Source organism: Bacillus sp. MT94 (genome assembly GCF_058792475.1).
Genome location: NZ_JBXAEZ010000001.1, coordinates 945671 through 961460 on the forward strand (window position 1 = coordinate 945671; position 15790 = coordinate 961460).

General features: G+C 36.1%; 16 protein-coding genes. 14 read left to right on the top strand and 2 right to left on the bottom strand.

What is annotated here, in order from left to right; genetic code table 11:
• The 14 genes from AC1Q51_RS04565 (at position 1) to AC1Q51_RS04630 (ending at position 13519) form a co-directional block, all read left to right on the top strand.
• A complete protein-coding gene (locus tag AC1Q51_RS04565; protein WP_000588589.1) occupies positions 1–1125 on the top strand; it encodes a phage major capsid protein in 1125 nt (374 codons plus the stop codon).
• A 13-nt stretch (positions 1126–1138) separates the two neighbouring features.
• On the top strand, positions 1139–1462 hold the full coding sequence (locus tag AC1Q51_RS04570; protein WP_001282871.1) for a hypothetical protein: 324 nt from the start codon (positions 1139–1141) through the stop codon (positions 1460–1462).
• Complete coding sequence (locus tag AC1Q51_RS04575; RefSeq protein ID WP_000510722.1) at positions 1452–1808, top strand: hypothetical protein; 357 nt, start codon at positions 1452–1454, stop codon at positions 1806–1808. The genes AC1Q51_RS04570 and AC1Q51_RS04575 overlap by 11 nt, the downstream gene beginning before the upstream one ends.
• Complete coding sequence (locus tag AC1Q51_RS04580) at positions 1795–2175, top strand: hypothetical protein (RefSeq protein ID WP_000174093.1); 381 nt, start codon at positions 1795–1797, stop codon at positions 2173–2175. The genes AC1Q51_RS04575 and AC1Q51_RS04580 overlap by 14 nt, the downstream gene beginning before the upstream one ends.
• Positions 2165–2575 carry a hypothetical protein gene (locus tag AC1Q51_RS04585; RefSeq protein WP_001111193.1) on the top strand — a complete coding sequence of 137 codons (411 nt, stop codon included), beginning with the start codon at positions 2165–2167 and terminating at the stop codon, positions 2573–2575. The genes AC1Q51_RS04580 and AC1Q51_RS04585 overlap by 11 nt, the downstream gene beginning before the upstream one ends.
• Position 2576: 1 nt before the next feature.
• Positions 2577–3146 carry a hypothetical protein gene (locus AC1Q51_RS04590; protein WP_001145608.1) on the top strand — a complete coding sequence of 190 codons (570 nt, stop codon included), beginning with the start codon at positions 2577–2579 and terminating at the stop codon, positions 3144–3146.
• Positions 3147–3207: 61 nt separating this feature from the next.
• A complete protein-coding gene (locus AC1Q51_RS04595; RefSeq protein WP_000159510.1) occupies positions 3208–3558 on the top strand; it encodes a hypothetical protein in 351 nt (116 codons plus the stop codon).
• Between the two features lie 182 nt (positions 3559–3740).
• Positions 3741–7589, top strand: a complete 3849-nt coding sequence (locus AC1Q51_RS04600) for a phage tail tape measure protein (RefSeq protein WP_000235150.1) — start codon at positions 3741–3743, stop codon at positions 7587–7589.
• Positions 7582–8268, top strand: coding sequence for a hypothetical protein (locus AC1Q51_RS04605; RefSeq protein ID WP_000227695.1), 687 nt, complete (start codon positions 7582–7584; stop codon positions 8266–8268). The genes AC1Q51_RS04600 and AC1Q51_RS04605 overlap by 8 nt, the downstream gene beginning before the upstream one ends.
• Positions 8265–10994, top strand: a complete 2730-nt coding sequence (locus AC1Q51_RS04610) for a phage tail spike protein (protein WP_000631954.1) — start codon at positions 8265–8267, stop codon at positions 10992–10994. The genes AC1Q51_RS04605 and AC1Q51_RS04610 overlap by 4 nt, the downstream gene beginning before the upstream one ends.
• A gap of 38 nt (positions 10995–11032) precedes the next feature.
• On the top strand, positions 11033–11269 hold the full coding sequence (locus AC1Q51_RS04615) for a hemolysin XhlA family protein (protein ID WP_000387825.1): 237 nt from the start codon (positions 11033–11035) through the stop codon (positions 11267–11269).
• Positions 11269–11508, top strand: a complete 240-nt coding sequence (locus AC1Q51_RS04620) for a hypothetical protein (RefSeq protein WP_000461715.1) — start codon at positions 11269–11271, stop codon at positions 11506–11508. The genes AC1Q51_RS04615 and AC1Q51_RS04620 overlap by 1 nt, the downstream gene beginning before the upstream one ends.
• Positions 11505–12569 (top strand): N-acetylmuramoyl-L-alanine amidase, encoded by a 1065-nt coding sequence (locus AC1Q51_RS04625; protein ID WP_097996892.1) that lies wholly within the window; start codon positions 11505–11507, stop codon positions 12567–12569. Before AC1Q51_RS04620 ends, AC1Q51_RS04625 begins: the two co-directional genes overlap by 4 nt.
• Before the next feature lie 41 nt (positions 12570–12610).
• Positions 12611–13519: a collagen-like triple helix repeat-containing protein gene (locus AC1Q51_RS04630; RefSeq protein WP_492331398.1), complete on the top strand. Its 909-nt coding sequence runs from the start codon at positions 12611–12613 to the stop codon at positions 13517–13519.
• A gap of 264 nt (positions 13520–13783) precedes the next feature.
• On the opposite strand, the gene AC1Q51_RS04635 is transcribed toward AC1Q51_RS04630, so the two are convergent.
• Both AC1Q51_RS04635 and AC1Q51_RS04640 read right to left on the bottom strand, forming a co-directional pair.
• Positions 13784–14083: a contact-dependent growth inhibition system immunity protein gene (locus tag AC1Q51_RS04635; RefSeq protein WP_000998176.1), complete on the bottom strand. Its 300-nt coding sequence runs from the start codon at positions 14081–14083 to the stop codon at positions 13784–13786.
• Between the two features lie 18 nt (positions 14084–14101).
• Positions 14102–15511, bottom strand: a complete 1410-nt coding sequence (locus AC1Q51_RS04640) for a WXG100 family type VII secretion target (protein WP_492331399.1) — start codon at positions 15509–15511, stop codon at positions 14102–14104.
• Between the last annotated feature and the right edge of the window lie 279 nt (positions 15512–15790).

Consider the following 15790-nt stretch of genomic DNA (forward strand, 5'->3'; position numbering starts at 1 on the left):
ATGATTAAAGACTTAGAAACGAAATTTGAAAATCAACAAAATTTAAGTAAGGTTTTAGCATCTGGTTCAGATGAAGAGGTGAATGATGCGTTAGTTGCATTCGCTCAAGGTATTCAAGAAAAAATTTTAGCACAAGCATCAGTACAATCTAGCGATCAAGCTATCTTAGCTGCTCGTGGTGGACGTGCTTTAACTAGTCAAGAAACGAAATACTACAATGAAGTAATTGCAGGTAACTCTTTTGCAGGTACTGAAGCATTAGTACCTGCAACTGTTATCGAACGAGTATTTGAAGACTTAGTTCAAAATCATGAATTATTATCTGAAATTACATTTGTTAACGTCGGTGCTTTAACTGAATGGATTCTGAAAAAAGGTGATATCCAAACTGCCTTCTGGGGTAAATTGTGCGCGGCTCACAAAGAACTTTTAGATGAAGGTTTCGAAACGATTAAAATTGAGGAATACAAATTATCAGCATTTATGCCTGTATGTAAAGTAATGTTAGACCTTGGCCCGACTTGGTTAGATCGCTACGTTCGAACTGTATTAGTTGAATCTTTAAAAATCGCTTTAGAATTAGCTATCGTTCGTGGTACTGGTAAAGATCAACCTGTAGGCATGATGAAAGATTTATTAACTGTTACAGGGGGCGTACATGCTGATAAAGCCGATACTGGTAAGTTAAAAGACCTTAATCCTTACACTTTAGGTAATATCATGGCTCTACTTACTAAAGATGGTAAACGTAATCCATCTAATGTGTTACTAATCGTTAACCCTGTAGACTACTGGTCTAAAATTTATGGTTATACTACACGCCCTAACATGGATGGAACTTACACTTATAACGTTCTTCCGATTCCAGGTAAAATCGTTAAATCAAATGCTGTTCCTAAAGGTAAATTAATCGCTGGTATGGCAAAAGATTACTTCCTTGGATTAGGTGGAGCACAACGTTTAGACGTTTACGATCAAACACGCGCTATCGAAGACGAAGATTTATACATCGCTAAAATGTACGCTAATGGTCGTGCTGAAGAAAATGAATCATTCTTAGTTTATGATATTTCTGAAATGAAAGACTCAGGTACAGCGGTGACTACTCCAGCACCTACTAAATAGGGAGTGATCCTTTATGAGTGACAATCAATCAAAGGCGACGTTACAGTCGCCTTTTGATTTGTTAGAAGATGTAAAACATGCACTAGCAATCACTTGGGATGAAGAAGACAAGGACATCATAAAGCTTATAGATCGTTCCGTTTACTATATTAATGATTTAGTAGGCGCTGAACTTGATCTAGCCGTCAATTTATCCGCAAGGGAGCTAGTTATTAACCGTATTCGTTATGAATACAACAATGCATTAGATAGTTTCGAAAGTAACTTTAGACAACCACTTTCACGATTGATATTACACGTCGCAATCGATGAAAGGAAAAAGAACAATGGGGATTGAACAACATCGAAAAACCTTTAATGATGGACTTATTAGCGTTAAGGAAAGTAAAACAATCCGGAATAGCGCTAAAAAAGTAATCGGACGTGAAAATGTTGAGATTATCAAACTTAGATTTTCGGAACTTTCGTGTCGTGAAGTTGATATTCAATACGCTGAAAGTATTGATAAAAAGTTAGATATGAAGATTGAAACATTATACGCTCCTATGTTCAAGAATAAGGATGTGGACAGCCTAATAATTGAATTACGAGGACATTCTTATAGCATCATTAAAGCGGATCGTTTTAAAAATAGCATGTATTTATACTTGCAAAAGGTAGGTGGTCTAGATGACACTGAATGATTTAATTGAAAAGTTTAATACTAAACTAGTCCAGCATTTAGAGTCTTTCTTCCACACTGTAGAAGTATACCAGGACACAGTTCAGGAGGATGAAGCGAATCTATCCACAATCAACCATGTTGTATTTGAAACAGGTGGGTTTGTTAGAGCGGGGGCAAGCGCATTTACACAAGATGTAACAGTTTATTATTTTTCGGAAAATCGTGAGGACTTAGATGTATTGCAAGTTGAGTTTATGAGTTCACTAAGTAAAACTGGCCACACATGTAATAAATCGCTCAAAGAAAAAATGAGGAAGAAAGATACAGAGTTTTTTGTTGATGTATTAACATTCGAGCTTACAAGGAATGTAAAATATGCCTGCTAATTTTAGTGTTGATGCTTCTAAATTTGAATCTTTGCAAAGAAACATTGAGCGATTACCAAACGTTGCGGAAAAGATAATAAATGAAGATTTAAAGTCTAGAATTGCACCAGTAATGAAAAAATCAGTTCTTGGCTTAATGCCTATATCGAATAGAAAGAAAGCCCACGCTAAACTATATCAATCTATTAATGACGATAACAAAGAGAATTTAACATTAACATTAAAACCAAAATCGAAATATAGATATTTAGTTTTCCCTGATTTGGGATTAGGTACAAGTAAGAAAAAGGCGGCCAAAAAGTTCATGGAGCGTGGTGTGGATAAAAAGGTCGATTACTCTATTGAGGAATTAAATAAATCTTTAATAGAAGAAATAAATAAAACTTTAGGAGGGCAATAATATGCCAGTTACAGTTGATGTATTTGATGCGGTCGAGATTAAAAATGCTAGTGTACTTTTTAAAGGTGAACATGTAACTGACCCATTCGGTTGTGTAGGTAAATTAGATGCAGAAACAGAAATTAAATCAGTTGAAAAGAAATGCGGCGGCTTTACTCAAAAGAAAAAATCAAAACCAACACAAATGAATGTAAAAATTAGCGGTCACATGCAATTAAAGGTTATTCGTAACATTTTTGGTATTACAAACGAAGGGTTGATCGATGGCGTTTACTCATATGGTATTGACAGCTTAGGAAAAGATTTTGCGTTCGTTGCGGAAGAGCTTGACATATTCGAAGAAAACACACGTTTAATCGCATTCCCTAATTGTACAAGTGCAACAGGTTTTGTTAAGAGTGTAGAAAACGGTGCTGAAGAACTAGCCGAAGTAGAATTAGAAGTAACAGCGTTATCTGACGAATTCGGTCGTTTCTATTATGAAGGTATCGAACTACCGGAAACAGTTGCAAAAGAATGGATGACAAAATTTGATTCGGCTAAATTACGAAAAACAGCACAAACAAAATAAATTCTATCAAAGGTGCTCTTTATGAGTGCCTTTTAATTTTGATTATAGGGAGAGAAATTACATGACAAAAGAAATTACGTTATCAAATGGTGAAGTAGTGAAGGCGAATCCTAACTTAACAGCTTTAACATTATTCAAATTAGAAAAAGAAGGCATTATCGATAAAGGATTTTTAAGTACTTTATTAAACGCTGGCGGAATTCAGAACATTGATTTATTAGATACGTTCCGTATTGTTTATGCGGCTTATCGTCAAGCAAATCCTACTGGATATATGGAATTTGAAGCATTCATGGAAGTATATGAAGTTGATATGTCAGAGGCGTTCGATTATTTCGGTGCAGTTATGAAAAAAGAAGCTAAAAACAACATGGCAAAAGGTTTTCAACAAAAAGCCGGAAAAAAGGCTTAAAACTTCCTAAATTCGAAATTGAATTCGTTGTGGACTTATACAGTCTATACGTATTTATTTTTGAAATATCGGAAAGTGACTTTTGGAATTTACCCTTAAGGGATGTTCAAAGAATAGCAGAAAACAAAAGTGCTTACGAAGGGTGGAAAGCCTATATCCAAGAAAAGGAGAGTGGAAAATAAATGGCTACTCCTTCAAAAGAAACCATAATTAAATTTAAGGCTGACACCGCTGATTATAAATCTAAGATAAACGAAATGAATCAGGCGAATAGAGCCTTAACACAAGAGTTAAAGTTAGCTCAAACACAAATGAAGTTAACCGGAACTGATGTTGATAAATATAAGACTTCGTTATCCACACTTGAGAAGCAATATGATATCGCTAAAAACAAAACAAGAGAGACAGCGGAACAACTTCAAAGAACAAAACAAGTGTGGGGAGAAAATGCAACAGAAACAAAGAAGGTTGAAGAAGCGTTACGACGTGCACAAATTGCTGAAACTGAAATTTCTAACAAAATAAAAACTACTACCGAATCATTAAAAGAAGCTAAACAAGCTGAAGCATTACGAAATAGTGAAATAGGTAAGTCAAAGCAAGCGTTAGAAGGTTTGAAAACGGCCCATTTCAGTTTAAAAACTGAAGCTGATAAATTAAAATCGGCGTACGATCTCCAAGCAGCTTCACTAGGAAAGAACGCTTCGGAAACTTCCAAGGCGAAATTACAATATGACTATTTAAAGCAAGCGCAACAAAACGCTGGTGAACAGTCTCGAAATTTAGCGCAACAATTAAATAATGCTAAAACTGCATTCGGCGCTGGATCTGAAGAAGTTAAAAGGTTAGAAACCGAATTAAATAGGGCAAGACAAGCTGAAATTGAACTAGGCAGAGAAACGCAAGCTCTAGAAAGAAGAGTTGGAGACAGCTTTAAAACAGCTAAATCACACGTTCAAGAATTCGGTAATAAAGTAAAAGAAGTCGGTCAAAGTGTTTCTAGTGTAGGAAAAGACATGTCAATGAAAGTGACAGCTCCTATAGCTGGCGCCATGGGTTACGCTGCAAAAGAAGCATCGAAATTCCAACATGAAATGGCTGATATTCGAAAAGAGGTAAACGCAACAGGGTTAACTTCTCAACAAGTTAACGACGTTATGAGCAGAATGTGGGATAGTTCCCTTGCTAACTCTCAAAAGTTTGGTGTTAGTACCGAAAAAATAAATGAAGGTTTACTTGTGCTAGTTAAAGACGGTTACACAGCAGAAGAAGCGATGCGAATCATGACTGTTTCTCTCCATACTGCCCGTGGCGCGAATGAAGATTTATCAAAAACTGTGGACGGATTAGGATCTGCTTATGAAGCTACAGGACAAAAAACAAATAACGCTGAGCAGAATATAGCTGGTATCAATAAGATGGCTGACATATTCGCTTATACAGCTAACCATACAAAAGCTAGCGTTCATTCTCTAACAGAAGCAATGTCAATTATTGGGCCAACTGCAAATTCAGCTGGACAAGATTTATCAACAACCGCTTCTGCTGTAGGTTTATTACAATCTAATGGTATTGAAGCGTCTGTAGCGGCAAGGGCTTTGAAATCTGGTTTCGTTAACTTAACTAAGCCAACAAAGGCTATGTCTAAAGCTATGGCGAAAATGGGATTCAGTGCATTTGATGCAAACGGACAGATGAAACAATTACCTCAAGTCATGGACGAACTTGAACACGGTTTACAAGGAATGACACAAGAACAACAAAACGCTACAATCGCTACAATATTCGGTAAAGAACATTTAGCATCGTGGCAAATACTTGTTCATAGTGGCGGCGAAAAGCTTAAAAAAATGTCTGATGATGCCCGGAATGCTACCGGAGAGGTTAAACATTTATCTGAACAAATGGAGAACACACCGGAAAATAAATTCAAAGAATTACAACAAACACTTCATACTTTAGCCGTGCAATTCGGGACTGAAATATTACCTGCGTTAATGCCTGTTGTTGAAAAATTAAAAGAATTAATGGACTGGATTTCTAAACTTGATCCTAAAACTAAACAAACAATCGTAATTATTGCGGCATTAGCGGCGGCAATTGGCCCGTTATTAATAGTCATAGGAGCTACGATAACAGCCATAGGGACGATAATAACCGCCGTCGGTTCGGTAATTGGTTTTATCGGTACTCTAATAGGTTGGATTTCAGCTATAGCTGAAGCGATAGGGATAGTAGTCACCGTAATAGCTGCATTTGTTGGCGCTCCTGTCGCATTAGTTGTAGCCGCAATAGCTGCAATAATAGCAGCAGTCGTAGCAGTTATAGCTATATTTAACAACTGGGGAGGTATTACAGATTGGCTTAAAGAAAAATGGAGCCAATTTTCAACATGGATGTCAGAATTGTGGACAACAATTAGCGATGCTTGTTCTAAAGGTTGGGATAATGTAACCCAATCGATTCAAATGGCATGGGATATGATATCGCAATGGTTTAGTCAACAATGGGAAGAGTTTAAAAATAATTGGAATAACTTTTGGGCTGAAGTTGGCAACATAGCAAATGAAATGTGGACAGCAACGATTGAATGGTTTTCAAGTACATGGGATTCGTTCAAACAAATTTGTTCTGACGCATGGGAAGCTGTAAAATCAGGTTTCTCAGCATTCTGGGAAGGTTTGAAAGAGATCGCGCAAATAGCTTGGAATATTCTATTCCAAATCATAACATTCCCTTTACAGTTGTTATTAACTGCTTTCATTTTAGGATGGGAATTAATAAAAGAACCGGTAACACAATTCTGGGAATGGATTAAACCTTACATCGAAGAAGCTTGGAATGCTATTTCCTCTACTTTTATAGAATATAGAGATATATTAGTTAACACTATCACAGAATTGTGGAATGCAATCACAAGTGCAACCAGTACAGCGTGGAATTGGATTACTAATATAATCCGTGAAGCATGGCAATGGATCACTGATACTGTAAATGAATTTTTGGGCCCTATAAAACTTAAAATACAGGAAGGTTGGAATTACGTATTAAATATAACATCAAAGGCGTGGAACGCGGTTTCGACGTTTATTTCTGATGTTTGGAATGAGATTGTTGGATATATTAGGAACAAGATAAATAAAGCAACAGATACTGTTACAAGCGGTTGGACTTCAACTAAAAATACAACATCCAACAAATGGAATGAAATAACTTCTACTATTTCGAGAGTTTGGAATACGATAACTTCGAATATTAGTAATGCAGTAAATGAAGTGAAAAGCAGAATTGAAGGCGCTTGGAATGTAGTTTATGCCATAACTTCTGGTATTTGGAACAATGTCGTATCTAATGTAACTGGCGCTTGGGATAGGTTGTCTTCTGGCGTGTCTGGAACATTCAATTATATCTCTAACATCGTGCGTAGCAATTGGAGTTATGTTTCAGATATCCTTCAAAGTGTTTACAAACCGATTAATAGTGTAGTTGGTTTCTTTTATGATCTTTGGAATTCTATTATAAGAGTAATGAACGGTATTATCGATACGGTTACAAGAGCGTGGAATAAAGCTGGTGGCATTTTAAACAAATTAAATCCATTTAGCAGTTCTTATTCTATAAGTGTTAACGATAATACAGGAAATCAAGGAATTGCCCCAGCATCATTCGCAGCGCCTGCATCGTTCGCAGCGCCAAGGGCATTAGCTGTTAATTTAAATCAAGGCGTTCCATTAGCTCCATTCTCTTCTGGAGGTGCACTAGGAGATACGGTACAAAGGATTACTAAAACAATAGGTGGCAATGGTATTCTTTCTAATTTACCTAACATTGTTAACAATTCATTGTCATTGAGTAAAGGTGTTAACGCTAATCAGCAACAACAACCACAAGAAATTAAAAATGAAGTGACTTTTAATACAACTGTTAAAAATGAAAGTGATCTAAATAAAATGTTTGAAAAAGCTGATGATTGGTTTGCAAAGAAAGGACAAATGTTAAATATCGGTATAGGGAGGGCGCGACGTGGTTGATATTCGAATAAATGAAATATTAGGTCGTGACTATCTTCTTTGTATGGTAGAGCGCCCTGACATACCAACAGCAAAAGAAAAAATAGAGTTTATTGAAGTTCCTGGTAGAGAAAACGGATCATTAACAAAGAAAAATGGTTATGAAGACGTTACTTTCAAGATTGACTTTAACTTGTTAGAAGATTATAACATCAAACCATTGTTACGACGTATAAAAGCGTGGCTATTGAACGCTAAAACCCTTTCTTTTACAGATGATAACGTTTATAGAAAAATAAAAAGTGTGGAAATAGGTAGTATCGCTAATGAAATAGAAGAATATGGACAATTCGAAGTTACTTTTGTAGCTGATCCATTCGAATACGCTATTCTACAACCTTTGGAAATAACTAAGACAACTACTCTTGTAAACTCGGGCACTAAGTATTCATTACCTAAAATAACGATTTATGGTAGTGGATCAATTACTGTTACGATAAATGATGTTTCATTCTTAATTAAAAATGTAAATAGTTCAGTAGTAATTGATTCCGAGTTAAAAGAAGCATATTCGAACACTACGCCGATGAATAGTAATATGATCGGTAATTTTCCCACATTCTCTGAAGGTGCAAACACAATAAAATGGACTGGAACTGTTACAAAGTTACAAATTGACCCGAGGTGGCGTTACTTATGATTACATTATATAAACCAACTGAAACGGATTTTACTCACAATGGTATAGGTATTTTAGACGATAATATTTACGATGCAGTTATTGAAGAAGAATTAAATGGTTTATATGTCTTAAGTTTTAAATATCCGTTATTCGCTCCGCACGGATTAGAAATAGGTGGTCAATGTTTAATCAAAGCGCCAACACCTGATGGCAATCAATTGTTTCGTGTAGCACGACCTGCACCTTCTATGGGTGAATTACACGTATTTTGTTATCACGTATTCTATGATCTCGTTGATAACTTGATTGAAGATACATTTATTCAAGAAAAGGGCGGACAAGCAGCATTACAACAAATGAAAGAACGTATGCAATATAACACTAATTTTAATTTCATTAGTGATATCAATACAATTTCTAGTTCTCGTTTGGTTAGAAAAAACCCAGTCGAAGCAATACTTGATAACAGCCAGGACAACTCTTTTCTTAGTCGTTGGGGCGGGGAATTAAAAAGGGATAATTTCACCGTCCACATGCTAAGAGAACGTGGAAAAGATCGCGGTGTTGTTATTCAACACAAAAAAGATTTATTAGGATATGAAGGCGATGTAGATTGGCAAGGTGTTATAACTCGAATGATGCCTAAAGGTTTTGATGGACTACTGTTACCAGAAAAGTACGTGGAAAGCTATAACGCTAGTAAATATATTAAACCTAAAATTAGAGTTGTTGAATTTGAACACATTAAAGCAGCTATTGGTGATTATGCTGACGACGAAGACGCAGTTCCGTTACCACAAGCATATGAAATGTTACGCAATGCCGCAAAAAAAATGTACGATGAACAACATGTTGATTATCCAAAAGCGACATATAAAGTAGAGTTTCAAGAGCTATCTCAAACTGAAGAGTATAAAGATTTGGCGGTATTACAACGTGTATATATGGGAGATACAGTAACAGTTATACATGAAGAAGACGGTTTCGAAATTGAAGCTAAAGTTAATCATTACAAATACGACCCGATCTATGAAGAGTATATCGAATTGACATTAGGCAATTTTAAAGAGTCATTCGTTGATATAACAGGCAGAGTTGATAATGTTGAGAATAACTTCAATGATATTAGAAATAGCGTCAATGGTATTAAAAACAACGTTAAAGGAATGGAAAAATCAATATTAGAACAAGCTCGCGAAAATGCTACGAATTTAATCAATAGCGGTTTCGGTGGCCATGTTCGTATATATCCAGAAAGAATTTTGATTATGGATACAGCTGATGAAAGAACCGCTAAAAAAGTGTGGCAATGGAATATCAATGGATTTGGTTATTCCTCCACAGGCATTAATGGACCCTATAATACGGCAATCACAATGGATGGAAGGATTGTCGCTGATTTCATTACAACGGGTGTGCTAAACGGTAACTTAGTACGTGGTGGAGAGATAGTTGGTTCTACAGTACGGACAGACAACGGTACTAACTATGTACACATCCAAAAACAATTCATACGCTTGATGGAATCGAATTTAACGCGAATGTTTATTGGCTATTACAAAAGAGCTGTTGATAGCCAAATACAACCAACAATACTTATGCATGATGATGTGGATACATCACGTTTCCGCGATGGTACTTTAACAATATCTCAATTCCCAGTGAAAGGAGAAAATTACTATACCGGTAGCTTTGGTATTGTAAAAGGTTATGATGCGGATCAAACTCCACATTATTGCGCTAAATTAAATGTGGATACAAAAGGGGATGTATCTCTTAATGGAGATAACTATATTTATATTACTGGTAATAACGGAGTTACCCTAAGGTCTGATAAACAATTTAGCGCCTATACTAATACAATTCGTTTAGATTCTGTTAGCCACGTAGATATTCTTACTGGTGGGGCTTTGTTTATGAAAAGTAATCAAAATACAGAGGTCAATTCTGGTGGGCATACAATTATCACTTCTGGAAAAGGTATAAGTCAGTATGCAAAAAATGGATCATATTGGGTTGAAGTAGCCAACGGTGCTACCTTCACAGTATCTAATCCATCGAACGCATTTTGGGTAGACTCTGCTGGTGGAATAACATTAAAAGGTGGATCTAAATCTGTATGGATGGACAGTCAGTCTTCCATTGTATTCAACTTAAAAGGTAAAAATATGCTTGATATAGTTGCAACGCCCAACGCTGAAACAGACCTTCGATTCCAAACAGTAATGCTACGAAATGGTAACGTTGAGGGATATAAAACACTTCAGGTTAAAAATGGGTCAGGAAGTGCATATAACGCTGTTACAGCATCAGCTTTTCAAACGGCATCGAAACGTGAATACAAAACAAATATTCGTGACGTGCAGTTTAGCGCAATAGAAAAAATTATGGCACTTCAAATCCAACAATACAACTTGAAAACAGATATAGAAGACTTATATGAGAAGCGAATGAATCGTTTTGAAGGGGACCCAATTCTTACAACAAACGATATAGAAACTCACTATGGGTGGATTGCAGATGATGAAAATACTCCTGAGTGTTTTGTTACAAAAACAAGAAATGCAGCTGAAATATATTCTTCAGTAGCAATTCAAATAAAGGCATTTCAAGAAGAAAAACAAGCGAAAGATGCTGAAATTCAAGAGTTAAAAGAAGAAAATAAACAAATGAACAGTAGAATTGAAGTTTTAGAACAACTGTTACTTCAAAATTTAATTGATAAGAAACCGGAGCAGCCATAAGCTGGTCTTTTTTTATTGCCTAAAAAGGGGTGGTCAAAGTGGAAGCGTTACAAGATGTACGAAGTGATGTTCAAGAAATAAAGCAAGATATTAAGGACATTCGCTTAGAGATTAAAAGTTTAGAAATGAGGACAACAGGTAACGAGAAAGACATTATCAATATCAACAAACAGCTAGATAAAATCAGCGCCAATACTACCTGGATTTTGCGACTTATAGTTGGCGGAATTGTTGGTGGCATTCTCACTTTCTTAATGAAAGGAGGTGGTATGTAATGTTTGAAATTACTGTAATAATTGGAATTGTAGTTGGTCTTTCACAAATTGGAAAAACAATTGGATTACAAACAAAGTATGTTCCGTTATTAAATTTAACGCTTGGCATTGTGCTAGGCGTTTTATTTTTGGACGGAGATATCAAAACAAATGTATTTCAAGGAATCATCATTGGACTGTCAGCAAGTGGATTATTTGACCACACAAAAATTATGAAAAAGGATGTTGATGCTAAATGAAAAAGACAATGAAACATATTACCTCGTTACTTATGATTCTAGTACTTGCTGTTTCTTTTGCTACAAGTGCTTTTGCTGATAGAACGCTTATTATTCCTGATTTACCAAAACAACCATACCGTTATGGTGTAGGTGCTTATGAGGGAGTTGTGGCACATTCTACAGCAACTCCAGAAGCTCCAGCTATTAACATTCAAAAATATGAGTCTCGTACATGGAGAAATGCATTTGTTCACTATGCAGTCGATTGGGACGAAACAATCCAAATTGCTGATACAAAATACATTGCTTATGGCGGCGGTCCTGCTGCGAATAAGCGCTTTGTACATGTAGAGTTATGCGAAACAGCGGATTATACAAAATTCAAACGCAGCTATGACAAATACGTTAAGTTACTAGCTAAAATCTTACGTGACCGTGGGTTATCTGTAGAAAAAGGATTATGGACACACAGCGATGTAACTCATTACCTTGGCGGTACGGATCATGAAGATCCAATTGACTACTTAAAGTCTCATGGTGTTTCAGAATCTCAATTTAGAGCAGATGTACAAAGAGCATATAATAATTCTAGTGTAGATGTTTCTGTTCCTGAGAAGCCATCTGAACCGGCGGAAGTACCGACATCCGTAACAGATGGGATTGCTTATATTGAAGGTTATAACGTTAATTTACGTAAAGGACCTGGCACAAGCTATTCTAAGATTCGTCAGTTAAACAAACCAGAGTCTTATATTGTGTGGGCTGAAAAAGAAGGGTGGTTAAATCTTGGTGGAGATCAGTGGATTAAGAACGATCCATCTTATGTGAAGTTTAACAAGAAAAGTACAGTAGATTCTTCTATTGTTGGAAAGCGCGTTATTTCAAAAGTTAACAATCTACGTTTCTATGATGCTCCATCTTGGCAGGACAAAGATGTTGCTGGTTTCGTAGATGCAGGTGAGGGATTTACAATTGATGGGAAGTTAAATGTGAACGGCTCACTACAATTTAAGGTGCACAATAGTATAGGGAAAACATATTATATTACGATAAATGAAGTTTATGTATATGTAAGATAACTGTCATACCACAGTATAGTACACTCATAGGAGGTAGTTAAGTGTTTGATAAAAATGAAATGCAAAAAACAAATGGGATATTTCAAACTAATGCATTAACCCCAAATTTAATTGGTCCCACACTCCCGCCAATCCCACCATTTACTTTACCAACCGGCCCCACGGGTCCAACAGGAGGGACAGGCCCAACGGGAGTAACGGGTCCAACAGGAGTAACGGGTCCAACAGGAGTAACGGGTCCAACAGGAGTAACGGGTCCAACAGGAGTAACGGGTCCAACAGGGATAACAGGTCCAACAGGGATAACGGGTCCAACGGGAGTAACGGGTCCAACAGGGATAACGGGTCCAACGGGAGTAACGGGTCCAACAGGGATAACGGGTCCAACAGGGATAACAGGTCCAACAGGAGTAACGGGTCCGACAGGGATAACAGGTCCAACGGGAGGGACTGAAGGTTGTCTGTGTGATTGCTGTGTTTTACCTATGCAAAGCGTCTTACAACAACTTATTGGAGAAACTGTGATTCTCGGCACTATTGCAGACACACCAAACACGCCCCCACTTTTCTTTCTATTTACTATCACTTCCGTAAATGATTTTTTAGTTACAGTTACAGATGGCACCACAACCTTCGTGGTTAATATTTCTGATGTAACAGGGGTAGGTTTTTTACCACCAGGACCACCTATCACATTACTTCCACCTGTCGATGTAGGATGTGAGTGTGAATGTCGTGAACGACCAATTAGACAATTATTGGATGTGTTTATTGGGTCTACAGTAAGTCTTTTGGCAATTAATGGTTCTATTGCAGCAGATTTTAACGTGGAACAAACAGGACTTGGTATAGTGCTAGGTACATTACCTATAAATCCAACTACAACCGTTAGGTTTGCTATTTCAACTTGTAAAATTACAGCTGTAAATATAACTCCTGCTACGATATAATAGATTTCTTTCAGAAGTATCTATTTAATTTCATTGATAATGATTATGTCATACAAACATACTTTGAAAAATGAATAATAAATGCACTACCAAAATATGATATTCTTTTAGGAATAATTTGTGAAGTTCACAAGAAAATGGAATTATATATGATGTTATTTCTCACAAAAGAATAGTTTGATGTATAACAAAGTCGCCCTTAATTGGACGGCTTTGTTATGTAATACGAAGAAAAGACCGCCTATTACGGGCGGTCGATTTTTACTAATGATTTTTTAATGCTTGTTTTAACGTTTCAACTGTTTGTTCAAGCCATTCTATAGGATTAAGTTTTAAAGAAGGAAAATAAATTTCAGTATAATATTCAATGAACGCTTCTTTTTCTTGCGTGGATAAATCACTTTTTAAAAATTCAGTTATGTACTTTACAGTATTTTCTATACACACTTTGTGAGCTTCTTCTATAAATTCATTTAAGGCTTTTTCTACTGTTCCCATATCTTGATGAAATGTTCCGTCTAAAAAATCACTTACTTCTTCATACATATAATCTTTATCATTCATAAGTATCCTCCTAAATTTCTATCTTACGGGATATCCTGTTCGAATATAACTTCCTTGTCCGTCTTTTTTTAAGATAATTTTAGCATTAGTTACCTCTAAAATATTTTCAGATCCTCTTACAATAGATCGACCAATAACTTCATCACCTCTATACCTAAACGCTAGAGTTGGCGGGCTGTAGGGATCATCTAACCACCTTTCTATTTTACGTATATTTCGAGGATTGGTTAACACTTCATCAGCAATTTTTTGGGCTGTTTCTAAATTATTAAAAGATGAAGACCCTGTGATATCGGGATCGTCTTTTAAGCGTTGAGCCAATGCTTCATTAGATATTTCAACATGCTTTTCCATTAAATGTCCACCTTTGTCTTCGTGTTGCTTTAAATCACCATCAAATACACGTGGACTATATTGGGTTGATCTATCTATGTTTTCAGCAGATAAAATAGTATCTTCAGCTTTTCTAAAATCAGGTGTATCAAATGCAGAGCGTATATTATTTCCGCCAGCGAAAGTAAACTCATTGTGATTACGATTGAATAAGGATGCAGCGTCTTGCAAGCTTTGATTAGCAGTTCGTGAAATCTCAGCTAATTTTGTGCCAGGGTTCAACATTGCAATTTTATCCACGCCTTTTGTTCCTACGAATAGTTGTCCAACAGCCAATATAGTATGACCAGCCGCGCTTCCATACCATCCTGCACCACTATACGAGTCACCATTGGTAACGTCACGATTCCAAGAATCAGAAATTGTTTGTTTTATCGCATTGAACGTCTCGACTGGGTGAGAAACGGCTTCAATCGTGTTATTAAATGTGTCAATTGGATGGATAACTGCATCTGCAAGTCCTAATAATTCATCACCTATAGCGTCGCCCACGCCCTTTTTTAAGTGATAGGGGACACCTAATCCAGATTTTTCAAAAGCAGATTCGATTTCATCATCTATAGTCTCTTTTATTTTATTCACATCTTTATAAGCTACATCGATACCATGTTTAAATTTATCATATAAAGACTCATCAGAATTTTTTACTTTACTAAGATCCTCATAAGTTTCCTTGAGACCATGCCAAACCTTGTCACGTAAAGAGCCATCATTTTTCTCACTATCTAACTTACCACACATTGCTCCTTCTTCAAGATTTCCGTCATATGAAGCATCTGCGGTACGGAATTTTTCGGCACTCCGTTTCAAGTCTTCTTCTACTTGTACAATTGAATTAATGGCTGTAAAAGCTTTTGGTCTTGCATCATTGAACATTTGAATGAACTGTTGATTAGAGGCGCCAATCCATTGAAAACACAAATGATCTATTTCATTACATAAATTATTATGTATAGATTCTAATGCGATCCTGGTATTACTTGCACGATTTGCAACATCTTCTAGCATTTCAGGTGTCACTTTGATTTGAACCATTTTTTTCCTCCCTCTCCCAATTAAAATTATAAGATAAATAGAAGAAAAGTAAATATATGAAATTTAGATTATATTAAGGGGGATTTATTTATAGAAGAAATATAAAAAAGTGCTAACAAGTTTGCAAACGAACTTGCTAACACCTATAAGAAATAGACATAAATTATCGCCGATATGTCGTCTTTGAAAATAGCTTTAATCAGTTACATCATACTTATACGAAATGCTCATAAAGACAGTCTTAATATCAAGAATATAATCATCCAGATATTCCTTTAC

What these genes read in the sequence shown, in the direction of transcription:
- AC1Q51_RS04600 (WP_000235150.1), top strand. Translation starts at nt 3,741, where the DNA reads ATGGCTACTCCTTCAAAAGAAACCATAATTAAATTTAAGGCTGACACC.
- AC1Q51_RS04610 (WP_000631954.1), top strand. Translation starts at nt 8,265, where the DNA reads ATGATTACATTATATAAACCAACTGAAACGGATTTTACTCACAATGGT.
- AC1Q51_RS04590 (WP_001145608.1), top strand. Translation starts at nt 2,577, where the DNA reads ATGCCAGTTACAGTTGATGTATTTGATGCGGTCGAGATTAAAAATGCT.
- AC1Q51_RS04580 (WP_000174093.1), top strand. Translation starts at nt 1,795, where the DNA reads ATGACACTGAATGATTTAATTGAAAAGTTTAATACTAAACTAGTCCAG.
- AC1Q51_RS04640 (WP_492331399.1), bottom strand. Translation starts at nt 15,511, where the DNA reads ATGGTTCAAATCAAAGTGACACCTGAAATGCTAGAAGATGTTGCAAAT.
- AC1Q51_RS04565 (WP_000588589.1), top strand. Translation starts at nt 1, where the DNA reads ATGATTAAAGACTTAGAAACGAAATTTGAAAATCAACAAAATTTAAGT.
- AC1Q51_RS04575 (WP_000510722.1), top strand. Translation starts at nt 1,452, where the DNA reads ATGGGGATTGAACAACATCGAAAAACCTTTAATGATGGACTTATTAGC.
- AC1Q51_RS04620 (WP_000461715.1), top strand. Translation starts at nt 11,269, where the DNA reads ATGTTTGAAATTACTGTAATAATTGGAATTGTAGTTGGTCTTTCACAA.
- AC1Q51_RS04635 (WP_000998176.1), bottom strand. Translation starts at nt 14,083, where the DNA reads ATGAATGATAAAGATTATATGTATGAAGAAGTAAGTGATTTTTTAGAC.
- AC1Q51_RS04595 (WP_000159510.1), top strand. Translation starts at nt 3,208, where the DNA reads ATGACAAAAGAAATTACGTTATCAAATGGTGAAGTAGTGAAGGCGAAT.
- AC1Q51_RS04625 (WP_097996892.1), top strand. Translation starts at nt 11,505, where the DNA reads ATGAAAAAGACAATGAAACATATTACCTCGTTACTTATGATTCTAGTA.
- AC1Q51_RS04570 (WP_001282871.1), top strand. Translation starts at nt 1,139, where the DNA reads ATGAGTGACAATCAATCAAAGGCGACGTTACAGTCGCCTTTTGATTTG.
- AC1Q51_RS04585 (WP_001111193.1), top strand. Translation starts at nt 2,165, where the DNA reads ATGCCTGCTAATTTTAGTGTTGATGCTTCTAAATTTGAATCTTTGCAA.